Annotated in this window: 18 protein-coding genes; 12 read left to right on the top strand and 6 right to left on the bottom strand. The window is 66.6% G+C overall.

What is annotated here, in order from left to right:
* Positions 1-35: 35 nt before the first annotated feature.
* Together WDN01_02295 and WDN01_02290 are read left to right on the top strand one after the other, a co-directional pair.
* A complete protein-coding gene (locus WDN01_02295; GenBank protein ID MEJ0024833.1) occupies positions 36-455 on the top strand; it encodes an organic hydroperoxide resistance protein in 420 nt (139 codons plus the stop codon).
* 81 nt (positions 456-536) lie between these two features.
* A complete protein-coding gene (locus WDN01_02290; protein ID MEJ0024832.1) occupies positions 537-2,105 on the top strand; it encodes a sulfotransferase in 1,569 nt (522 codons plus the stop codon).
* Here WDN01_02290 and nagE read toward each other — a convergent pair.
* The 4 genes from nagE to WDN01_02270 all read right to left on the bottom strand — a co-directional run bounded on the left by nagE (position 2,102) and on the right by WDN01_02270 (position 11,235).
* The gene (nagE, locus tag WDN01_02285) at positions 2,102-3,838 is read right to left on the bottom strand and encodes an N-acetylglucosamine-specific PTS transporter subunit IIBC (protein MEJ0024831.1); all 1,737 of its coding nucleotides are present in this window, start codon (positions 3,836-3,838) and stop codon (positions 2,102-2,104) included. The two genes, WDN01_02290 and nagE, sit on opposite strands and share 4 nt — an antisense overlap.
* Positions 3,835-6,318 (bottom strand): phosphoenolpyruvate--protein phosphotransferase, encoded by a 2,484-nt coding sequence (gene ptsP / locus WDN01_02280; protein MEJ0024830.1) that lies wholly within the window; start codon positions 6,316-6,318, stop codon positions 3,835-3,837. Before ptsP ends, nagE begins: the two co-directional genes overlap by 4 nt.
* A gap of 12 nt (positions 6,319-6,330) precedes the next feature.
* Positions 6,331-8,394 (bottom strand): family 20 glycosylhydrolase, encoded by a 2,064-nt coding sequence (locus WDN01_02275; protein ID MEJ0024829.1) that lies wholly within the window; start codon positions 8,392-8,394, stop codon positions 6,331-6,333.
* 87 nt (positions 8,395-8,481) lie between these two features.
* Positions 8,482-11,235: a TonB-dependent receptor gene (locus tag WDN01_02270; protein MEJ0024828.1), complete on the bottom strand. Its 2,754-nt coding sequence runs from the start codon at positions 11,233-11,235 to the stop codon at positions 8,482-8,484.
* A gap of 239 nt (positions 11,236-11,474) precedes the next feature.
* On the opposite strand from WDN01_02270, the gene WDN01_02265 reads away from it, so the two are divergent.
* From WDN01_02265 to WDN01_02225, 9 genes are all read left to right on the top strand, one after another.
* Positions 11,475-12,224: a GntR family transcriptional regulator gene (locus WDN01_02265; GenBank protein ID MEJ0024827.1), complete on the top strand. Its 750-nt coding sequence runs from the start codon at positions 11,475-11,477 to the stop codon at positions 12,222-12,224.
* Positions 12,224-13,258: an SIS domain-containing protein gene (locus WDN01_02260; GenBank protein ID MEJ0024826.1), complete on the top strand. Its 1,035-nt coding sequence runs from the start codon at positions 12,224-12,226 to the stop codon at positions 13,256-13,258. Before WDN01_02265 ends, WDN01_02260 begins: the two co-directional genes overlap by 1 nt.
* 1 nt (position 13,259) lies before the next feature.
* Positions 13,260-14,399, top strand: a complete 1,140-nt coding sequence (gene nagA / locus WDN01_02255; GenBank protein ID MEJ0024825.1) for an N-acetylglucosamine-6-phosphate deacetylase — start codon at positions 13,260-13,262, stop codon at positions 14,397-14,399.
* Positions 14,399-15,838 (top strand): glucose-6-phosphate dehydrogenase, encoded by a 1,440-nt coding sequence (gene zwf / locus WDN01_02250; GenBank protein ID MEJ0024824.1) that lies wholly within the window; start codon positions 14,399-14,401, stop codon positions 15,836-15,838. The genes nagA and zwf overlap by 1 nt, the downstream gene beginning before the upstream one ends.
* Positions 15,831-16,559, top strand: coding sequence for a 6-phosphogluconolactonase (pgl, locus tag WDN01_02245; GenBank protein MEJ0024823.1), 729 nt, complete (start codon positions 15,831-15,833; stop codon positions 16,557-16,559). The genes zwf and pgl overlap by 8 nt, the downstream gene beginning before the upstream one ends.
* 499 nt (positions 16,560-17,058) lie before the next feature.
* Entirely contained in the window at positions 17,059-18,135 is a 1,077-nt protein-coding gene (locus WDN01_02240) for a toxic anion resistance protein (protein MEJ0024822.1), read from the top strand.
* The gene (locus WDN01_02235; GenBank protein ID MEJ0024821.1) at positions 18,132-19,688 is read left to right on the top strand and encodes a substrate-binding domain-containing protein; all 1,557 of its coding nucleotides are present in this window, start codon (positions 18,132-18,134) and stop codon (positions 19,686-19,688) included. Before WDN01_02240 ends, WDN01_02235 begins: the two co-directional genes overlap by 4 nt.
* A gap of 5 nt (positions 19,689-19,693) precedes the next feature.
* Entirely contained in the window at positions 19,694-20,299 is a 606-nt protein-coding gene (locus WDN01_02230; GenBank protein MEJ0024820.1) for a 5-bromo-4-chloroindolyl phosphate hydrolysis family protein, read from the top strand.
* A complete protein-coding gene (locus tag WDN01_02225; protein MEJ0024819.1) occupies positions 20,296-21,399 on the top strand; it encodes a hypothetical protein in 1,104 nt (367 codons plus the stop codon). Before WDN01_02230 ends, WDN01_02225 begins: the two co-directional genes overlap by 4 nt.
* A 21-nt stretch (positions 21,400-21,420) precedes the next feature.
* Here the strand turns inward: WDN01_02225 and WDN01_02220 are convergent, their stop codons facing one another.
* A complete protein-coding gene (locus WDN01_02220) occupies positions 21,421-21,960 on the bottom strand; it encodes an asparagine synthase-related protein (GenBank protein ID MEJ0024818.1) in 540 nt (179 codons plus the stop codon).
* Here WDN01_02220 and WDN01_02215 point away from each other — a divergent pair.
* Positions 21,861-22,172, top strand: coding sequence for a hypothetical protein (locus WDN01_02215; protein ID MEJ0024817.1), 312 nt, complete (start codon positions 21,861-21,863; stop codon positions 22,170-22,172). The genes WDN01_02220 and WDN01_02215 overlap by 100 nt on opposite strands.
* 76 nt (positions 22,173-22,248) lie before the next feature.
* Here WDN01_02215 and WDN01_02210 read toward each other — a convergent pair whose 3' ends face one another.
* The gene (locus WDN01_02210; protein ID MEJ0024816.1) at positions 22,249-22,836 is read right to left on the bottom strand and encodes a hypothetical protein; all 588 of its coding nucleotides are present in this window, start codon (positions 22,834-22,836) and stop codon (positions 22,249-22,251) included.
* Positions 22,837-23,006 lie beyond the last annotated feature (170 nt).

Genomic DNA, 23,006 nt, shown 5'->3' with positions numbered 1-23,006 from the left:
CTTCGCGCAGGCACGAGGAAAAGAAGGGTCGCACCGTGAGCCAGACTTCGAAGGTCGTGTACACGGCCAAGGTCGAAATCTCCGGCGGTCGCGACCATGGCACCGCGCGCAGCTCCGACGGCGTTCTGGACGTTCGGTTCTCAACCCCCGGTTCGGCGCGCATCGGGACCAACCCGGAGCAGTTGTTTGCGGCCGGCTGGTCGGCCTGTTTCGAAAGCGCGATCGCGCTTGCGGCCGGCAAAGCGAAGATCGCCTTGCCGGCGAAAACGAGCATCCATGCCGAAGTGGACCTGAACCTTGGGATCGACGGCTACTTTCTCGGCGCTCGGCTCACCGTCGGGCTGCCGGGTCTGGAGCGCGATGCCGCGAAAGCCCTGGTCGAAGAAGCGCATCGGATTTGTCCCTACTCCAAGGCGACACGAAGCAACATCAACGTGGCGATAGAGCTTGTCTGAACCCGTACCTTAAGAACGCCCGCGCGGAGGTGTTTCGGCTCGGCGGTCGAACGTCTAGGATTGCGGCGGCGAGGACGGGTCGTGGCGGCAACAAAGACGGAAACCGAGCGGCTCGCAGCCGCGCGGAAAAACTACGAGGCGGCGGTCGCCTTTCACCGGGCGGGCGCGCTTGCCGAGGCCGAACGGCACTATCAGGCGGTGCGCCGACTGTTTCCGGGTCACCCCGGAGCTCTGCACGGTCTTGGCTTGATCTGTCTGCGGACCGACAGGCCCGAAGAGGCTGCGGCGATGCTGTCGGGCGCCGCCGCCGCGGCGCCGCAGAACGGCGCGATCCGACGGGATCTCGGCAGCGCCTATCTCGCCCTGGGCCGCTATGGAGAGGCGGCACGCAGCTTCGAGGCGGCGATCAAAACCCGGCCGGACGACGCGCAGGCCCTGCTGGGACTCGGTGACGCGCTCAGTGTGCTCGGCCAGGTCGACGCGGCGCGCTCCGCGTTCCAAAAGGTCTTGGCCGCCGATTCCAGGAACGGCGCCGCACATTTCGGCCTGGGCGGCATCGCGGCGCAGACGGGCCGGATGGCGGAGGCTCGGTCGGCTTTCGAGCGTGCCATCGCCTGCGCACCGAAGCACGCCGCCTACCATCGCGCCCTGGCCGAGACGGCGCGTTTCGTGGCGGGCGACACAAGGCTGGATGCGCTGGAAACCCTCGCGCGCGAGGCGCGGAATCTGGGCGACGCCCAGAAGGTCGAACTGCACTTCGCGCTGGCCAAGGCCTATGACGATCTAGCGCGCTACGACGACGCGTTCACGCAATTGCAATCCGGCAATACGCTCAAGCGGACGCTGGTTTCCTACGACGAGGCGGCTGTTGCGGATTTCTTCCGGGAGATTGCGCAGGCCTTCTCCTCTAGCCTGATGCCTGAAAGAGTTGACGCCGGCGATCCCTCGGATACGCCGGTGTTCGTGGTCGGGATGCCGCGCTCCGGCTCGACGATGGTCGAACAGATCCTCGCCAGCCACCCGGATGTGCACGGCGCCGGCGAATTGCTGGTCATGAACGACCTGGTTGCCGACCTGCCGAATTATCCTGCCGGGATCGCTTCGATGTCAGATGCTGCATTCGGCAGGTTCGGCCAGCGATATGTCGCGCAGGTGCGGGCGCTGGCGCCCGGCGCGAAGCGCATCGTCGACAAGCTGCCAGCGAATTTCCGCCATCTGGGGATGATCCGTCTCGTGCTGCCGAATGCGAAAATCGTACATGTGCGGCGCGATCCGATGGACACCTGCCTCTCGTGCTACTCCAAGCTGTTCTTGGGCGGATTGAACTTCGCCTACGACCTCGGCGAGCTGGGCCGCTATCACAAGATGGTCGAGGCGCTGATGGCGCATTGGCGCGCAGTGTTGCCGAAGCATGCGTTGCTCGACGTGGAATATGAGACGCTGGTCGGCGATTTCGAGGCGCAGGCGCGCCGGATCGTTGCCTTCTGCGGTCTGGAATGGGATGCGCGCTGCCTGGATTTCTCCCGGACCGAGCGGCCGGTGCGGACGCTCAGCCAGGCGCAGGTGCGCCAGCCGCTGTTCGCCAGCTCCATCGGGCGGTGGCGGCACTATGAGAAGCACCTGGGGCCGCTGATCGCGGCGCTCCGCTAGACGGAAAGTTCGCTGCGCAATTTCGCCGCGACGGCATCGGCACCGGGGCCGATGACGAGATGGATGCTGCCGGCCTTGGGGCTCACGACGCCGCGCACACCCAGAGCGCGGAGGGTCGCTTCGTCGATGTCCTCGCCGCTGGCGACGGTCACGCGCAGGCGGCTGGAGCAGGTCTCGACCTTGAGCACATTGGCGGGGCCGCCGAGCGCGCGCAGCAAGGCCTGCGTGTCGCCGATTTGCGGTGCCGCTGTCTGTGGCGGCGCGGCCGCGACGACGGAAGCCGGAGCGGTGCGCGGCGCGGTCGGCACTGCGGCGCGGATTTCTCCGGCGACCTGATCTGCGACCGGACCTAGCACCACCTGCAGCGCATTGGCGGACGGACGCACGATGCCGCGGGCGCCCAGCGCTTTCAGCGCCTTCTCGTCGGCAGCCCGGCCGTCGGCGAGCACGAGGCGCAGGCGCGTGGTGCAGGCATCGACGCTGACGAGGTTGTCCGCGCCGCCGAGGGCGATGACATAGGCCTCGCCGCGCGAAGTCGCGGCCGGCGCTGCGGCCGGCGCCTCGGTTTCCTCCTCGCGGCCCGGCGTCTTCAGGTTGAAGGCGCGGATCGAGAGGCTGAACAGCCCATAGTAGAGCGCGAAATAGACCGCGCCGACCGGAAGCAACCACAACGGCCGGGTCGCCTTGCCGAAATTGATGAGATAGTCGAACAGGCCGGCGGAGAAGCCGAAGCCGAGGCGAACGCCGAGAAGATTCATGATCACCATCGCGGCGCCGGTCAACACGGCATGGATCGCGTAGAGCATCGGCGCCAGGAACATGAAAGTGAACTCGATGGGCTCTGTGACACCAGTGAGGAAAGCGGTCAGCGCCATCGACAGCAGCATGCCGCCGATCTCCGGGCGGCGCGACGGCAGCGCGGCGCGGTACATGGCGAGGCACGCGGCCGGCAGGCCGAACATCATCACGGGGAAGAACCCGCTCATGAACTTGCCGGCGTCGGGATCGCCCGCGAAGAAGCGCTTCAGGTCGCCTGTGGTGCCGTGATAGTCGCCGATGATGAACCAGGCGAGATTGTTGAGGATGTGGTGCAGGCCCGTGACGATAAGCAGACGGTTGAGCACGCCATAGGCGAAAAGGCCGATGTCGCCGGCGCCGAGGATGGCATGGCTGAGGCCGTCCATCCCGCTGTTGATGGTCGCATAGCCGAAGCCGATCAGCGCCGCGAGCACGACGCCCGCCGCGCCCGAGGCGATGGGGATGAAGCGGCGGCCGCCGAAGAAGGCGAGGAATTCGGGAAGCTTGATGTCGCGATACTTGTTATAGAGCCAGCCCGCGATCAGGCCCGAGGCGATGCCGGCGGGCACGCTGAGCTTGGCGATGGCCGCGACCTTGAACGCGTCGGCAGCGAGCGCCTGTGCGGCGGCGGGGACCTCGGCGAGCGCCGTTGGCGGTACGGCGATCAGGACCTGCGCGCCCTTGGTCGCGACGAGGAAGCCGACCGCGCCGGCGAGGCCGGCGGCGCCGTGGTTCTCGCGCGCCAGCCCAACGGCGATGCCGATGGCGAAGAGGAGCCCCAGGTTGGAGAAGATGGCATCGCCGGCCGAAGCGATAAAGGCGATGTTCAGCAGGTCGGGTTGGCCGAGGCGCAGGAGCAGGCCGGCGGCGGGAAGCACCGCGATCGGCAGCATCAGCGCGCGGCCCAGCGGCTGGAGTCGTTCGGCGATGTTCATGGCTGTGCTCCCGTCTCGGGAAGGTAGGTCGCGGCAATGGCGCGCACCGCTTCCGGCGAATCCTGCTGCAACGCTTCGGCCGCTGCCGCGCGACAGCGATCCAGATCGAGGGCGCGGACGGTTTCTTTCAGTCGCGCGACGACACCGGCCGGCATGGAAAGCTCGCGGACGCCAAGCCCGATCAGCAGCGCCGCAGCGAGCGGGTCGCCGGCCAGACCGCCGCACACGGCGACCGGCCTGTCCCGGGTAGCCGCGCCTGCAGCGGCCTGGGCGATCAGCGACAGGACGGCGGGATGGAACGCATCGATCTGGGGCGCAAGCTGGGCATGGCCGCGATCCATCGCGAGCGTATACTGAGTCAGATCATTGGTGCCGATGGAGAAGAAATCGGCCTCGCGGGCGAAGCGGGCGGCGATCACCGCGGAGGCAGGCGTCTCGATCATGATGCCAAGCTGCGTCGTGGACGGCGCGCCCAGCTCATTCAGCACGGCGCGGACGGCGCGCAGTTCGCTCAGCGACGCGATCATCGGCAGCATGATGCGCGGCACGGGCGTGACGCGCAGGATGGCGGCGAGCTGGGTCCTGAGGAGATCGCTGCGCCAGAGCGCCGCCCGGATGCCGCGCAGGCCAAGCGCCGGATTCTCCTCGGGCGGCATCGGCAGATAGGGCAATGGCTTGTCGCCACCGATGTCGAAGGTGCGTATCTTGAACGGCCTGCCGTCCAGCGCCTGTGCGATGGCCTGGTAGGCGGTGACCTGTTCGTCCTCCGAGGGCGGCGTGTCGCGGTTGAGGAAGAGAAATTCGGTGCGCAGCAGGCCGCAGCCTTCAGCACCCGCTGCCACAGCGGCGGCGGCCTCGCCGGCGCCCGCCCCGAGATTGGCGACGACTGCGAGGCGCGTGCCGTCGGCGGTGTGGCAGTCCTGCACGGCGCGCGTCCGCGCCGCGCCGTCGCGGGCGGCGCGTTCGGCGATGATGGCGTTGGCGCGGTCAAGCTGCACCGCATCCGGATCGACGTGCAGCAAACCCGCTTCGGTGTCGAGCAGCAGCGTGGTGCCGTCGGCGATGGCGAGGACACCCGCGCCGGCACCGACCAGCGCGGGCACGTTCATGCCGGCGGCGATGATCGCGACATGCGAGGTGGGACCTCCGCCGGCGGTGACGAATCCGGCGATGGCGTCGAGCCCAGCGAGTTCGGACGGCATCAACTCGTCGGCAAGAAGGATGGTGTCGGGGGCAAGCGCCCTGCCCCCAGCGCTGGCGTCGCCCTGCAGCGCAGCCAGCACCTGGCGTTCCAGATCGACGAGGTCGCCGACCCGCTCGCGCAGGCGCGTATCATCGACGGCGCGGAAGGCATCGGCATAGCCACGGATGGTCTGCCGCCAGGCGAAGGCGGCGCTTTTGCCGTCGTCGATGCCGGCGCGGACCTGCCGGAGCAGTTCGGGATCGTCGAGCAGCGCGAGATGCGCGCCCAATATCTCGCGGCGCTGGCGATTGCCGGCGGCGGCGAGACGGTCGAGCCGGGCGCGGACGGCGGCGAGCGCATCGATGAGCGCGGCGCATTCCTGCGCGGTGTCTCCGCCGTCCTCGCTCACGGCAAAGTCGGCGGCCCGCATCTGCAGCGCCTTGCCGATGACGAGGCCCGGCGCGCCGCAGACGCCGCGCAGCGCGTTGGGCGGAAGACCGGCCGTCGGCGGCGCGGCGACGGGCGCGGGCGGCGGCGCAAGGTCGGGGGCTTCTTCGATGCCGTGCGCGATCAGCTCGGCGAGCGCCACGACGGCGGCTTGCGCATCGGCGCCGCGGGCGGTGATCACGACGGCCTCGTCCTTGCGGACGCCCAGAGACATCAGCGCCGCGATGCTCTTGGCGTTGACGCGGCGGGCACGGGCGGAGAGCTCGATCTCCGACGCGAAGCCCCGGGCGGCGGTCGAGATCTGCGCGGCCGGACGCGCATGGATGCCGTGGGCGAGGCGCACGACGATCTCGCGTGTCGCCTCCTGCGGTCCCGGCGCCAACGCGGCTTCGACGGCGAGCGGGCGCAGCTCCATCAGGAACTCGCCGAGAGCGGTCTCGCGGCCGGTGCTGCGGCGGACGATGGCGAAGGCGTCTCCGTTGGTGACGACCACCGGTGAGATCAGGCTCTTGGCGTTGGTTGCGAGGAAATCGAGGTCGAAGGCGATCAGGGGATCGCCGGTGCGCACCATGGCGCCCTCGCGGACATGGGCGACGAAGCCGCGGCCGTGCAGCGCGACGGTCTCCAGGCCGACATGGATCAGGATCTCCGCGCCGTTGGCGGCGCGCAATGTCACGGCGTGGCGCGCCAGCGCGATGACGACGCCGTCGCAAGGCGCGTGCACCGCCGCCCCGGTGGGATCGATGGCGAGGCCGTCGCCCAGGATGCGCTCGGCGAACACCGGATCGGGGACCTCGTCCAGCGGCGCCACCCATCCCTTGATCGGCGCGACAAGCGTGAGATTGGACATGCGTCCCTTCTTCTAGTGGACCAGTTCGACCGTGTGCAGCGCCCAGTATGGATCAAGCGCAGGGCGCGTGAAGACGAAACACAGATCGTGCGCGCCGGTCTCGGTCGCGAGCGGGCCGCGCGCGGCGGCGAGGCCGGTCTCGGAGGCCGGTGGCGACATGGGAATGGTCGCGATCTTGGCGCCGTCGCAGGTGTCGAGATGGACCTCGAATTCGCCATCGGGCGTCGCGGATGGGCGCTTGGCGATCTTTTCGGCGTCCGCCCCGATCTGGAAATTGAACGGCAACCGGCCGGCGGTGAGGGCGATCTGCGTGATGCCTACAAGGTCGGCGCTTTTCCATATCCAACAGGGGTTCATGACGTCGTGCAGGAACACGGGGCGCGGCCCAACGAACGGCTCCGGTCCTTCGACGGAGAGCACGATGGCGTTGCCGCACAGGGCCAGTTCGTGGCTGTCGCGGACCGTCAGCGACAAAGGCGCGGTCTCCGCCACCAGCGGGCCGTGCGACAGGCCGAGCGCGTCATAGCGATCCAGCTCTGCAGGCATGCGGGCGAGAAAATCCGCCCGGTCATGCGCGGCGGCGGGCGACCAGCCGAGCTCGGCCAGCGCCGCAGCACGCGGAAAGGCGGCGTAGTCGACGTTGCGCGCTTCACGGATATGCTCGGTCCAGATATTGGCCTGCACGCCGACGATGTGGGCGCGCTCGGCATCGCTCAGTGCCGCGGGCGCCGGATCGAAATCGTACACATCGCCGAGCGAGATGATGGCGCCGCGTCCGGAAGGCTCGTTCGCGCCCTCGACCTGGCGGTTGTCGAGATAGAGCACCGGCGCGGACGACAGCACTGTGTCATGACCGGCCTTCGCGGCGGCGAGTGCGCCGTCGATGCCGCGCCAAGACGTGATGGCGGCGTCGGGCGGCACGCCGCCTTGCAGGATCTCGTCCCAGCCGATCAGGCGGCGGCCATGCGCCTTCAGGAATTTGCCGATGCGGGCGATGAACCAGCTTTGCAGCGCGTCTTCATTGGCGAGCCCCAGCGCGTGCATCTTCGCCTGGATCGCGGGGTTGGTTTTCCACTGATCCTTTATCGCTTCGTCGCCGCCGACATGGATATAGGTGCCCGGAAACAGCGCCATCGTCTCGGTCAGCACGTCTTCGAGGAAGGCGAAGGTCTTGTCGTCGACATTATAAAGGTAGGGGAACACGCCCCAATCGCTCGACACGGCGTCCGGCGGATTGGGGACCGAGCCCAGGCGCGGATAGGCGACGATGGCGGCCAGGGCGTGGCCGGGCATTTCGATCTCCGGCACGATGGTGATATGGCGCGCGGCGGCGTAGGCAACGACCTCCCGCACCTGCGCCTGGGTGTAGAAACCGCCGTAAAGGCGCGGCTTGCCGGTTTTCGGATCGATGTCGCCCTGCCCGCCGGCGGGCACGCGCCAGGCGCCGATCTGCGTCAGGCGCGGATATTTCCTGATCTCCAGCCGCCAGCCCTGGTCATCGGTCAGGTGCCATTGCAGGACGTTGAGCTTCTCGCGCGCCATCGCGTCGAGAAACGACTTGATGAAGGCGACCGACTGGAAATGCCGCGCCGAGTCGAGCAGCAACCCGCGCCAGGCGAAGCGCGGCGCGTCCTCGATATGCACAGAGGGGATCGTCACGCGTGGCGACGCACCGGGCGTCTGCATCAGGAGCTGCCACAGCGTGATCGTGCCATAGAACAATCCCCCGTCATGGCTCGCGGTGATGACTGCGCCATGGGGCGTCACGTCGAGGCGATAGGCTTCCACCCCGCGAATGCTCGGATCGCGGCGCAGCGTGATGGCGTTCGCGCCGCCGAGCCGATGGAGCACGATGCCGCGCGTGTCGCGCAGGAGCTGTGTGAAATAAGCCGCAGTGCGGGCGTCCCGCTTGTCGAAAGCGAGCGGCGTGGCGCCCGTGACGGTGAACTCACCAGCCAGCGGCGTCACTTGCGCCGGCAGCGGCACGAGCGACGGCGCGGCACTCGCCATGGCCGGCGTCAGAACAAGCACCGCCAAGCCCAGAAGCGTCGAGAGATGGCGGCGGGCGGATATCATAGCGTGCTCGAAAAAAGAGAGGGCGGAGAGTGTGGCTCTCCGCCCCCGACAGTAGCAGTGCGACGGGTAAGACGCACCTTTCCCCTCTTAGAACTTCACGCGGATGCCGCCGTAGAGCTGCGTGCCGTTGGAGTAGAGCGCGCGCGGCTGGGTCTCGTCGGCCGCGTAGTATTTCAGCGTCTGATTGGTCAGGTTGAGGGCATCGAAGGTGATCGAGGCCCAGTCCGTGACCGTGAACTGAACCGAGGCGTCCAGCGTGTTGTAGGCGTTCTGGACTTCCGCGGAGCTGCGGTCGAGGCCGACCAGCATCTTGGAGCGATAATTGTAGGACAGGCGCGCGCTCAGCCAATCGTTCTCATAGTAGCCCACCAGGTTCGCGGTGTGCTTGGAGTCGCCGACCAGCGGCCCGCCGCCGTCGTCCACGCCGCTGGCGAAGGTGTAGTTCGCCATCACGCCGAAGCCCGCCCAGATCGGCTGCTGCCAGGACAGCTCCATGCCCTCGTCATGGCCGCTGGAGTTGAACGGCGATGTGATCGAGTAGGTGGAGTAGACCGGGACGGGCTTCATGCCGGTCAGCGTCATGTTCACATAGCTGGCGTTGGTGTTGCCGTAGGAGATGTAGGACGACAGGTCCATGTAGAAAATGCTGGCCGAGAACAGCGCCTGCGGCCCGTAATACCACTCATAGGAGAGGTTGTAGTTCGCCGACTTCACGGGCTTGAGGTTCGGATTGCCGCCCTGGCCTGTGAGGTTGGTGTCGGTGAGCTGCACCGCGCCGCCGAGCGCCGAATAGTCCGGACGGGCCATGGTTTCGGCCGCCGCGAAGCGCAGCACCATCTCGTCGTTCAGGTCCATGCTCAGATTGGCGCTGGGCAGGACATCCCAGTAACTGTGATTGATCTTGTTGATGCCGTAGGTGCCGAAGTCGCTGGCAAGGCCGCCCGGCACGTTGATGTACTGATCGATGTCCTCGCGCGTGTTGACGATGCGGACGCCGAAATTGCCCTTCCAGTGGTCGCCGCCGATATTGGCCATGGCATAGGCCGCGAAGTCCTGCTCGCTCAGATGCATGCTGGCCGGCCAGTCGAAGCGGCCATTGGCGGGATTGGAGACCGCTTCCGGCGTCTGCGGATAGGGGCGCCAGCTGTTGTTGTTGAAGAGCAGCTTCTCGATCAGCGCCGTGTCGCCTTGTGGCAGATCGGTCAGCATGCCGGGAATCTTGAACGCATCGGCGAAGTCGCTCGGATAGTTCTGGGTCGACACGTCGCTGCCGATCGAGCCGCCATAGGAGACGCCGCCGTTGTAAAGGTCGTTCTTGCGCGTGTGCTCGGCATAGCGCACGCCCGCCTTCAACGAGGTGATGGGGCCGATGGCGATCTGCTGCTCGGCATCGAGCTGGCCGTACCACTCGCTGTCGACCGCGGTGGATACCGCAGTCCAGGCCCAGTCGTTGACGAGATTGGCGGGATTGGAGGTGTCGACGCCCGGGATGGTCACAACCGCCACGCCCTTGGAGAAGTCGTAGGTGCCGGGCGCGCCGGTGCCCATCCCGATCTCGCCTTCCCAGGCGACCTGCGGGTCGGTCTTGCCGACGCCGTGACTGTAGCCGCCCTTGACGCCGACCGTCAGCGAATCCGTGGGCGTCCAATGCGCATCGGCGTTGAAGTAGTAGGTCTCCGCGCCGCCGCCCGGACGCTGGATGAAGTCGGTCACGAAGGGCGCGGTCGGGCGGGCCGCGACGACCGTGCCGTCGGGCAGCGTATAGGCCGGCGCGACCGCCGGGAACGCCGCCGAGACGATCGTGCCGTTCTTGACGGTATAGCTGGTCGGCACATTGTTCATGGTGACGAATTCGTTCGTTCCCCAGAACATGTTGTTGTCATTGATGTTGCTGGCCGAGAGATGCGAATAGAAGCCCGACAGCTTGATGTCGAACGCGTCGTTGGGCTGCCATTCGGCCGTGATGTCGCCGCCCTGGCGCACGCGCTGCTGCTCGAACAGGGCCGAGCCGATCAGGGTCGGATACGCCTTGCCGACCAGGTCGGGATGGGAGAGCGCGGCCAGATTTCCCGAACAGGAATTCGTCGCCGCCACGCAGACCCAGGGCTGCACCGTCGAATAGCCGAGGAATTCCTGCCCGTCGCGGCGGATGTCGCGCGCCTCGTAGAAGCCCTGGACCATGACGCCGAACGTGCCGGAATCGTTCTTCCAGTTGAACAGGCCGTTCACCTGCGGCGTGGTCTTGCCGCGCAGCGTGGTGTAGGCGGCTTCGGCGCTGCCTTCGAAGGTCAGGTTCTCTTTGAAAGCGAGCGGGCTGCGGGTGATGATATCGACCACGCCGGCGACGCCGCCTTCGACGAGGTCCGCCTGCTGGCTCTTGTAAACCTTCGCGGTGTCGACGATTTCGGAGGGCAGCAGCGTGAAGCTGACGCTGCGGCCGATGGTGGCGTACTGGTCGAGGATGAACCAGTCGCCGTTGGCGATGGTGTGGCCGTCGACCACCGTCTGGGTCAGCGAGGGGTTCGTGCCTCGGATGGAGACGCGGTCGTTCTCGTCGAAGCCGCCCTCGCCGCTCGCCGCCGAGACCGTGTTCACGCCGGGCACGCGCTGCAGCGCGTCGGCGACGTTCTTGTCGGAGAATTTGCCGATGTCTTCGGCCGACACCGCGTCGACGATGGTGGTCGAATCGCGCTTGATGTTGATCGCCCGATCGATCGACGCGCGGATACCCGTCACGACGACGATTTCCGGCGCCTCGGTCGCGTCGGCCGCGAATGCCGGCGCTGCCGCCGTGAGCGCCGCCAGGCTGACCGATCCGGCCAGCATCCCCCGAAATGACATGCGATATCCCTCCTTGAGCTACAATCCCCGCGACTCGGAAGGGCCTGCGTCCGAAAACGGCAGAAGCCCAATCCAAGTCCAATGTAGAACCATTTCTCGGTTGGGCTGTCACTGTCAAGCCGAAAATTTGTCGTATTTCCGCCGTTGACGTGAAACGCTATACATGTGGTACTAGATTGGTTATATAAACTCAGAACGAATTCTTCCGCCTGTTGCGCGGAAAGCTCAGGGAGAGCGACGTGGCGCTGCTCAAGGTCATCGGACGGCTGGACGAGACGGCTGCCCAGCCGCTTTACCAGCAGCTCCAACGCGGTTTGCGCAACGCGATCGAGAACAAGCTGCTGGCGCCCGACGATGCGCTGCCGCCGGAACGCGACCTTGCGGAAGAATTCTCGATCTCGCGAATCACGGTGCGCAAGGCGATCGACGGGCTGGTCGCGGAAGGCCTGCTGACGCGCAAGCAGGGCTCGGGCACCTTCGTCGCGGGACGCGTCGAGAAGAACTTCTCCAAGCTCACCTCGTTCACCGAGGACATGATCGCGCGCGGACGCGTGCCGACGAGCCAATGGCTTCGCAAGAGCCAGGGCACCGTGACGCCGGAAGAATCCCTGACCATGGGCCTTTCGCCCGGAACGCCAGTCTACCGCTTCCACCGCCTGCGCTTCGCCGATGACGCGCCGATGGCGCTGGAATTCTGCACCGTGCCGGCCTTCTGCCTGCCGTCGGTCGACGCGGTGGAATCCTCGCTCTACACGGCGCTGGCCAGGGCGGGCTATCGCCCGACGCGCGCGTTGCAGCGCCTGCGCGCCGTGCTGTTCACCGGCGAACAGGCCGGACTTCTGCGCGCGCAGGAAGGCGATCCTGGCCTGCTGGTGGAGCGCCGCGGCTTCCTGCCCGACGGACGCGCGATGGAGTTCTCGCAGTCCTTCTATCGCGGCGACACCTACGACTTCGTGGCGGAGCTTAATACGTCGGAGCAGGACAAGTGATGGCGGCCGCGCACGCGCCCACGCGGATGCTTCGCGAAGCGGCGGAGGGGCCGGATGTCGTGGCGCGGCAGTTCGCCCGCAACCGCGCGGCGGCGCGGACCATCGGCGCGCGGCTGCGCGACCTGAACCCGCGGGCCGTCGTGACCGGGGCGCGCGGCAGTTCCGATCACGCCGCGACCTTCGCGAAATACCTGATCGAGACCAAGACCGGCATCATCACCTCCTCCACCGGGATGTCGATCAGCTCGGTGTACGAGACGCGGCCGAAATTCGATCGCGTGCTGTTCCTGGCGATCTCGCAGTCGGGCAAGAGCCCGGACCTGCTCGCCACCGTCGCGGCGGCGAAGGCGGGCGGCGCCTATGTCGTGGCGCTCGTCAACGACGATGCGAGTCCGCTGGCCTCGCTGGCGGATTCGGTGCTGCCGCTGCATGCCGGCCCGGAGGCGAGCGTGGCGGCCACCAAGACCTATCTCGCATCGGTCGCCGCGGTGGCCGATCTCGTCGCGGAATGGACCGGCGATGCCGAGCTGCACGCGGCGCTGGGCGGCCTGCCCGCGCTGATGCGCGAGGCCTGGACCTGCGACTGGACCGGAGCCGTCCGGCAACTGGCACCGGCGCGCGATCTCTACACCATCGGCCGGGGCCTCGGCTTCGGCGCGGCACAGGAATGGGCGTTGAAGTTCAAGGAGACCTGCGGCCTGCACGCCGAGGCGTTCAGTTCGGCGGAAGTCCGGCATGGCCCGATGGCGCTGGTAAAGGCGGGCTTTCCCGTCCTGTTGCTGGCACAGAACGACCAGACGCGGCCGGGATTGCAGGAGCTTGCCGCCAAGCTCGTCGCGACGGGCGCGAGTGTCCTGGTTGCCGGCTTCGAACAGAAGGGCGCGACCGCCCTGCCCTTCGTCGCGGCGCATCCGGCGCTCGAGCCGATCGTCCTGACGCAGAGCTTCTACCGGATGCTCGACGCGCTGGCGCTGGAACGCGGCATCGATCCGGATCGACCGCCGAACTTGAATAAGATCACCGAGACCCTCTGACATGCGAACCGCTTTGACCAACGGCCGGGTGATGACGGACCGCGGCGCGCTCGCGGAGCGCGCGGTGGTGATCGAGGACGGCCGCATCGCCGGCGTCGTGCGGCCGAACGACATGCCGGCCGATGCAGCCAGCCACGATCTGGGCGGCCGTCTGCTTCTGGCGGGCTTCATCGACGTCCAGGTGAACGGCGGCGGCGGCGTTCTGTTCGGCGACGCGCCGAATGTCGAGACGCTGCGGATCATCGCGCAGGCGCATGCGCAATTCGGCACGACCGGTTTCCTGCCGACGTTGATCAGCGGCGATCTGGCGCTCATCCGATCCGCCATTGCCGCCGTCGACGCGGCGATGCGGGAAGGCGTGCCGGGCGTGCTCGGCATCCATATCGAGGGACCGTTCCTCAATCCCGAGCGCAAGGGCATCCATGACGCGGCGAATTTCCGCGCGCTGGACAGGGAGGCTTTCGATCTGCTCACGTCGTTCAAGCGCGGCAAGACACTGGTCACGCTGGCGCCCGAGCAGACCACGCCCGATATGATCGCGGCGCTGACCAAGGCGGGCGTGATCGTATCGGCGGGACATACGGACGCGGCTTACGGTCAGATCCGCGCCGCGCTGGACCATGGGCTCACGGGCTTCACGCATCTGTTCAACGCGATGTCGCCGTTGCGCGCGCGCCAGCCCGGAACGGTCGGCGCGGCGCTGGACGACAAGGCGAGCTGGTGCGGCATCATCGCAGACGGCCGTCACGTCGATCCCGCGGCGCTGCGGATCGCGCTGGCCTGCAAGGGCCTGGACAAGCTGATGCTGGTCACCGACGCGATGCCGAGCGTGGGCGCTGCGGCCAAGACGTTCACGCTCCAGGGCCGTACGATCACGGTGAAGGACGGGGTCTGCATCGCGCCGGACGGCACGCTGGCGGGCTGCGATCTCGACATGGCGGGCGCGGTGCGCAACGCTATGACGCTGATGGACGTTGATCTCGCGGGGGCGGTCGGCATGGCCGGCCGGAACCCGGCGGCTTTTCTTGGGCTTGGCAAGGAAATGGGCACGATCGCAACCGGGCAGCGGGCCAATTTCGCCGTGATGGACGACGCGCTCAGCGTTCTGGAAACCTGGATCGACGGCGCAAGGGTCTGCTGATGGCTCAAAGCCGCGCCATCGCGATCTTCGGTGCTACCGGCGACCTGGCGCAGCGCATGCTGTTCCCGTCGCTCTATTTCCTGCAGTCCGAAGGACTGCTGCCGGACGATCTGGCGATCATAGGCTGTTCCCGCTCCGCGCTGACGCACGAAGCCTTCGCCGCGCGGGTGCGGGAATGGGTCAGAGACCGTTCCGGCGATCGTTACAGCGATACGGCATGGGAAGGGCTCAGCAGGCGCCTGCGGCACGCGGCGGTCGATGCGACGGACGCCGCCTCGTTCGCGAATCTGCGCGATGTGCTGGGCGAAACCGGCAACAGCCTGTTCTATCTGTCAACGTCGCCCAGCCTTTACAGCGCGATCTGCGGCAATCTGAAGAGCGCAGGGCTCGCGGGGCCGCGCAGCCGCGTGGTCGTCGAAAAACCAATCGGGCGCGACCTGCAAAGCTGCCGCGCGATCAACGACTCGCTGGCGCAGACCTTCGCCGAGGAAAACATCTTCCGCATCGACCACTATCTCGGCAAGGAAGCGGTGCAGAATCTGCTGGCGCTGCGCTTCGCCAACACGCTGTTCGAGCCCTTGTGGAACAAGGTCAGCATCGAGCAGGTGCAGATCACCGTCGCCGAGACTGTGGGCGTCGAGGACCGCTGGTTCTATTACGACGAGTATGGCGCGGTACGCGACATGGTGCAGAACCATCTTCTCCAGCTGCTGTGTCTTGTGGCGATGGAGCCGCCGGCCAACCTCGATCCGGATTCGGTGCGCAATGAGAAGGTGAAGGTGCTGCGTTCGCTGCGCCCGATCGACAACCGCGACATCGCCAAGCGGGCGGTGCGCGGCCAGTACGAAGCGGGCTTCGCAGAAGGCCGCGAAGTCAAAGGCTATGCCGACGAGGCCGGCGGACGCGCCAGCGGCACCGAAACCTTCGTCGCGATCCAGGCCAATATCGACAATTGGCGCTGGGCCGGCGTGCCGTTCTATCTGCGCACCGGCAAGCGCCTGCCGCGCCGCCGCTCCGAGATCGTGATCCAGTTCCGCGAGGTGCCGCACTCGATCTTCCCGGGCAACGAGCTGCTGGCGAACCGGCTGACGATCCGCCTGCAGCCGGAGGAAGAGATCGCGCTTCTGCTGATGAACAAGACGCCGGATCTCGAACAGATGCGGCTGCGGCCGCTGGGACTGAACCTGAGCCTGAGCGATACGTTCAAGCGCACACGGCGGCGCATCGCCTATGAGCGGCTGCTGCTGGAGGCGCTCAACGGCAACAGCACGCTGTTCGTGCGCCGCGACGAGGCGGAAGCGGCGTGGACATGGATCGACGACATCGTCGCGGGCTGGCAGCGGCAAGGCACGCCGCCCGCGCCCTACGCCGCCGGAAGCTGGGGCCCGTCATCGGCCATCGCCCTGGCCGAACGCAATGGACATAGCTGGTATGAGTGATGCGACGGCCTATACGACGAGGCCATCTTTCGTCGGATTCCATCGTGCGGAAGATCTTCACCACGCCCTGGCGGGCGAGATTGCGTCGCGCCTGACCGGCGGCGTGGAGTGCAGCGGACGCGCGGGCTTCGTCATCTCGGGCGGAACGACGCCGGGCGATTTCTACGACGTGTTGGCGATGCGCGATGTGCCCTGGAAGGACATCGAGATCACCCTTTCGGACGAGCGCTGGACCGAGCCGACGACGGATCGCAGCAACGAGCACCTCGCGCGCACGCGCCTGTTGCGGGACAAGGCCGCCGCGGCCCGTCTGGTGCCGTTCAAGACACGCCACGAAACGGCGCGCGCGGCGCAGGCCGATGTCGATGCCGCGGTCGCGGCGATGCCGCGGCCCTTCGACGTCGTGCTGCTGGGAATGGGCACGGATGGTCATACCGCGTCGCTCATTCCGGGCTCCGAGGGACTGGCGCAGGCCCTGGACAGGCACGATCCCGCCCTGGTGCGCGCGGTGAACCCGCCGAACGTCACCGCGATGGGCGAACGCCTGACACTGACGCTGCGCGCGATCCTGGACGCGCGCTGGATCGTCCTGCTGATCCGGGGCGAGGCGAAGCTGGCGGCGTACAAGCGCGCCCTGGCCGGACACGACGCCCTGCTGCAGCCCGTGCGCGCGGTGCTGCATCAGAGCGACGTACCCGTATCGATCTACTGGTCGGAATAGACATACGCACCGAGCAGCCCGCCGGCCGCCGCGGCGGAGCAAGTTCAAGGTTCGACCGCGCCATCGCTTCGATCGTTTCGGACCCTGCCGAAATGGATGGACACATAGGTCCGAGCACCAGGACTCCCGCCGTCAGCGCGAGGACATCATCGTTCAGCCCGATAGCAATCGGATGCCGCGACAACAGAAATATGCCGATGCTCAAGTTGAGCGCGCCCCACAGGAAATTGGCGAAGGGTGACGAATTTCCCACGCCCCTGGGCCGCCGCGAGCGCCTTGGCCGCGGAAAAGATTGTCATAAATCCGGATATTAAAAAATATATCAATAGGATAGCGTCGATGGCCCGCGACCGGCCCCGTGTTTCGATCGTAGAACCTCTCCTGTTTCCCTTGCAGTCGGACATGCGCATCCTCACCTTCTGGAGATGCGGGTTGCTTGGAACGTCACAATCGTGTCGCACCGAGGCTGGAACAAGACGCGGCCACAGGGGAATCACATATGAGCGAAGCCCAGTCGATCGACGCCAGCTTGCCGGCCGTCGTGGCCGATCCCACACGCGTCGCCGCCATCAAGTCGGGCATCAATATCGCCGACACCGCGCAGATCACCGCGTTCGGTGAACGGGCGCAAAACGAGGTCGCGGGCTTTGCTGACAGGATCTTGGCGCAGACCAAGAATCGCGAGTTGGGCGATACAGGCGCGCTGCTGTCGGACATCATCGCGAAAGCCAAGGGCCTGGATCCGGCGCAGCTGCAAAAGCAAGATGTCTTCACGCGCCTGTTCGGCGGCCTGCGGCGCCGGATATTCCGCTTCCAGTCGCGCTTCGAGACGGTCGCGGCGCAGATCGACCACATCACAGTGGAGCTTGAGCGGCGGATCGACATCCTGCGGCGCGACGTGACGATGCTCGACGGGTTGCACGACCAGACGAAGGATTCGATCGCCGGCCTCGACGCCTATATCGCCGCCGGCAAGGCGTTCGCCGACGAATACCGCAAGGGCCCGATCGCTGATCTCGAAACCGGGGCCAAAGGCCGTTCGGGCAACACGACCACCGACGTGATGGCCGCGCAGCAATACCAGGATGCCCTCCAGTCGCTCGACCGGCTGGAGAAGCGCATACTCTATCTGCAGCAGGCGCGTCAGATCGCCATCCAGCAGATGCCGCAAATCCGGATTGTCCAGAGCGGCGACACCACGCTGATCGAGAGCCTGCAGGCCTCGGTCACGCTGACCGTGCCGGCGTGGAAGCAGAAGATGGTTCTGCTGCTCGGTCTGACGCGCCAGCAGGAGGCGCTGGAAATGCAGAAGACGGTGACCGACGCGACCAACACGATGCTCCGGCAGGCGTCCGAAATGATGAAGACCCAGGCGATCGACATCGAAACCCAGTCGCAGCGCGGCATCGTCGACATCGACACGCTGCAGAAGACCAACCAGGACTTGATCGACACCATCCAGGGCGTGCTGAAGGTCCAATCCGAGGGCCGTCGCAAGCGCGCCGAGATCGAAACCGAGATGGACCGGCAGACCGCCGCGCTCAAGGCGGCGCTGGCGCAATCGCCCGCGCCATGAAACCCTGGCTCGTACTGGCGGCGGTCGCTCTGCTGCTGGGCGGCTGCGGCGGATCGCAGCGGACATTCCACATCGTGGCCGGGTCCGAGGAGCAGACCTTCGAACCCATCGTCCGGGAATTCTGTGCCAGCCAGCGCGTGACCTGTGTCATCGATTACAAGGGCTCTCTCGACATCGGGCTGATGCTCGAAGGCAGTGACGCTCCCGACATCGATGCGGTGTGGCCGGCATCGAGCCTGTGGCTCGAAATCTACGACGCGCATCGCCGCGTCAAGGATCTGAAGTCGATCGCCTCCAGCCCCGTGATCCTGGGCGTGCGCATGGCCAAGGCACGCGAGCTCGGCTGGATCGGCAAGCCGGTGCACATGGACGATATCCTGGCCGCCGTTTCGGCCGGCAAGCTGACGTTCCTGATGACGTCGGCGACGCAGTCCAATTCGGGCGCCTCGGCCTATCTGGCGATGCTCGCTGCGTCGTTCGGAACGCCCGCCCAGCTCGATCCGCGCGCGCTCGACGATCCCAACGCCCGCGCCAAGGTGAAGGCGCTGCTCAAGGGCGTGGCCCGCTCCTCGGGATCCTCGGGCTGGCTCAAGGATCTCTATCTGTCCGCGGCGGCCGACGGACACGCCTATGACGGCATGTGGAACTACGAGGCGCTGCTGAAGGAGACCAACGACGTGCTGCGCCGGCGCGGCGGCGAGTTGCTCTACGCCGTCTATCCGGCGGACGGCACCAGCTATGCCGATGCGCCGCTGGGCTATGTCGAGCACGGCCAGGACAAGGACACCAAGGCGTTCTTCGAGGCGCTGCAGGCCTATCTGCTGAGCGCGGACGTGCAGGCGAAGATCGCGGGTTTCGGACGGCGCACGGCGCTCGGCATGGCCGAGCCGGCACCACCGGAGAAGGACTGGAATTTCGATCCCTCCCGCGTCATTCCCTCCATCGCGCTGCCGGAGGCCAAGGTCATCGCGCGCGCACTCACGCTCTATCAAGAGGTGCTGCGGCGGCCCTCGCTGACGGCGATTTGCCTGGACTTCTCCGGATCGATGGAGGGCGACGGCGTCTCCCAGCTGAAGAGCGCGATGCAGACCCTGTTCGATCCGGCGCAGACGGCGCACAGCCTCATCCAATGGACGCCGAACGACCGTATCCTAATCATCCCGTTCGACGGCACGGTCCGCGAGGTCGACCAGGGAGACGGCACGATCGCATCGCAGGCCAAGCTTCTGGCCGACGTCATGAACCAGCAGGCCAATGACGGTACGGACATGTATGGTTGCGCCGCGCGCGCCCTGGCCGAAATGAAGCCGTTCCTCGCGACCAAGCAATATCTGCCGGCCATCGTCATCATGACCGATGGAAGATCGGACAAGCATTCCGGATTCGAGGACGCCTGGCGCGGCGAGGGGCATGAGGTGCCGATCTTCGGCGTGACCTTTGGCGACGCGGACAAGAGCCAGCTTGAGGAGCTTGCGACGCTCACCCGGGCGCGGGTGTTCGACGGCCGGGCGGACTTGACCCAGGCCTTCCGTTCGGTGCGCGGCTACAATTGATGGGCATGGACCGGGGTACTTCCACGCTGATCGCGGGCATTGCGGGAGGACTCGCCTTCCCGCTGCTGGCGCTCGTCCTGGGGCTTCCGCTATGGCTCAGCCTGATCGTGGCGCTCGCGATCTTCGGCGGCTTGCTGCTCATGCTGCGGCCGAGCGGCTTCGGGCTCAATCTCGACGCCATGACGGAGGCGCAGTCCGATACGGTGCGCGGCCTGATCGGCGACGGCACCGCCGCCCTCGGCCGCATCAAGCGGATCGCACCGGCGATCAAGGATACGGCGATGCAGGCCTCGCTGCGGACGCTGGCGAAGACCGGCGACCAGATCGTCGCGCATGTTCAGGGCGACACCTCGCGCGCCATGGCGGTCCGCCGCTTCCTCACCTTCTACCTGCCGAACGCCGCCAGCATCGCGGAAGGCTGGCAGGTGCTGGAAAGCAGCGCCGGCTCGACGCCCCAGCGCATGCAACAGGCGCGCGACGTCATCGCATTGCTGAACGAGGCCGCAGCAAAATACGCCGGCGAAGCCGACGCGCCGGAGCTCAGCGAGTTGGACCTCAGCCTCAAAGTCGTGAAAGATTCCCTCAAGTCGGATCTGGAGAAGACCGTATGACGGTCAGCCGCCGTGCCGCCCTGGGAATTGGCTTGCTCGGAACCAGCGTCGCGATTACCGGCGCTGCCGTGCTGTTCAAGGACAGCCCTGCCCTGCGGGGCGTGCTGGGAAACGTGACCACGCTGCGCGGCTATGCCGGCGGCGAGAAGATGGCGTTCATAGAGAACCCCAAGACGGTCGCTGCGCTGCGCCATTTCGGCCTGGCGCTGGACGCCGAGCGCGCGGGATCGGTCGACCAGGTGCGCGATCCGCAGCTTCTGGGGACTAAGCCGCAATTCCTGTGGCCGAGTTCCAGCCCGCTGGTCGAGCTCGCGCGCAAGAACGCGAAGGTCCTGCGCGACCAGGTGATCTTCAATTCGCCGATCGTCATCTATTCCTGGACGCCTTACGCCGAAGCCCTGGCGCGGGCGGGCCTCGCAACCAAGGAGCACGAGCACTACTATGTCGACGCGAAGGGCCTCATCGACGCCGTCCTGGCGCGCAAAACATGGCGGACGCTGGGCCATCCCGATCTCTACGGCGCGCTCCGCCTGATCTCGACCGATCCGAACAAGTCCAATTCCGGTTTCATGTTCGCCGGGCTGGCGGCGAACCTGCTGACGGGCGACGTCGCGACGGTCGACAATCTCGCGGGGCTGCTGCCCAGGCTCGGCGAGCTCTTTCACGGCATGGGCTACAAGCCCGACTCGTCCGGCAAGGTCTTCGACGACTATATCGCCGGCGGCCCCGGCGCCGATCCGCTGGTCGTCGGCTATGAGAACCAACTCGTCGAATGGATCCTGCAGGATCCGGATCGCTGGTCGCGCGTCGAGGCGGCGGCGGGACCCGCCAAGCCCGTCACGCTTTATCCGAGGCCCACGGTCTTTTCGGCCCATCCGCTGCTTGCGCTGGTGCCCGATGCGGAGCGGCTGATCGATGCCATGATGTCGCCGGCACTTCAGACGATTGCCTGGCAGGACCATGGGTTCCGCGGGCCGCTCGGCTCGGTCGGGGCGGAGACCGACCCGCGCATCAAGGGGCGCATGCCCGGCCAGATCACGGCGGTCAGCCCGATGCCAGACATCGAAGTGATGCTGTCGATCCTGCGCGCGCTCGCCTAGACGCCGAAACGGCTGCGGTCGCTAATTCGCCCCGCTCGCCTTCGTCAAGAAATGTCCTACCGAGAGCCCCCGCAACAGCGCCAGGCGATAGGCTTGCACCACGTCGTCGCGCTCCCAGCCGCCAGTGGGCCAGTCGTCCACGAGCCTCTGCAGCCTTGCGACATCGAGGAGATGCGTGACAGGACGCGAAGAGGCGATCCGCTCGACCATCGCGCGCGCTTCGGACCGCGCCGCCGTCAGGCCCTCGTGCCAGTCGACGGCCTGAAGACCTCTGCCGCGCTCGCGGAGCACCTGCGTCGGCAGGCGATCGGCCAACGCGCGCTTGGCGAGCGCGCGCGGCACGCCCTCCGAGAGATACTCCTCCATGGGCGCGGCGAGACAGAACTCCACCAGTCGCTTGTCGGCAGCGGGATCGCGCGCAGCAGATCGTCGTCCACTGCACGATCGAGGAGCCCGACCAAATGGCGGCGAAGTGCCCGAACCTGAAGGCGTGCGATCTCGCTGTAGACCATCACATGCATCACGCCGCCGGGCTTGAGAACCCCGGTGAGCGCGGCCCAACCCCTTTCCGGATCGGGAAGATGATGCAGCACGCCCTCGCACGATATGGCGTCGAATTTGACGCCAAGCTCGCGGACACGGTGAAGGTCGAGCGCTTGGAACGTTATTCCGGCCAACCCGGCTTCGGCGCAGCGCGCGGCAGCGTACCGCAAACTCGCTTCGCTGATGTCTATCGCCGCAATCCTGGCGTCGGGATAACGCATCGACCATAGCGCTGCGTTGCGCCCGGTGCCGCAGCCGGCGACGAGGATCTCGGCCCGCGGCGAGATGGTGTCGGGGCCATCGGGATCATACCGCCTGACGACCTCCCGAACGGTCGTCGGTATCGGCGCCGTCACGCGTGTCCACGGCGGATAGGGCCACGCCTCGTACTGTCCGGCGACGGCATGTGACCGGCTCGCGGAAATGGCCGGGAAACCTGGCACTTTGCCGATCGGGCAGATAGGTTCGAACCATCGTCGCCGAACCACTCGCCTCCAGCCGCGATTGCTCTTCGCTATCGAAAATCCACGTCCCGCCATTGAGCGCTGCCTGCGTTGTCAATGCCTCGACCAATAGCGGAAAGTCGCGCCAGGCATCGGACAGCAACACCCGACGGCGCAATCCGGTCAGCGGAACTTCCACCTCGAGGTTCGTGACGATAGCCGTCTTCAACAATTCGAGAACAAGTTCATTGGCTTCGAGATGCTTCGCCGTCTCGACCGGATTGGCCGATACATCCGCAGGGAAGATGCCATAAAAGCGCAGAAGACATTGCCAACCCGCCGAAGCGATGGCGTCCGGATCGACGTTGCGGTCTCGCAGCAATGGCAGCAGAGCCGGCCCTCGGTCCGCTGTAATGGACTTAGGGCTCGCGCGAAGGAAGCGCGCGAGCATATGCTTGGCCGCCCGACTTTCCGGTTCTGCGTCGTAGGCCCTCCACACACTTGCATGCGCAGCCCCGAGCCTATTCGCTTTCCAATGCGCAGACGCCGCTTTCAGATGCTCCGCGCTGCTCGTCGGCATATCAGATGTCCGTACCGTCTTGGCGAGTTGGAACTATCGCA

It is taken from the genome of Rhizomicrobium sp. (assembly GCA_037200985.1).
Classification (GTDB): Bacteria; Pseudomonadota; Alphaproteobacteria; order Micropepsales; family Micropepsaceae; genus Rhizomicrobium.
Note: the sequence above shows the minus strand (reverse complement) of the source record. Positions and strands in the feature narration are given on the sequence as shown.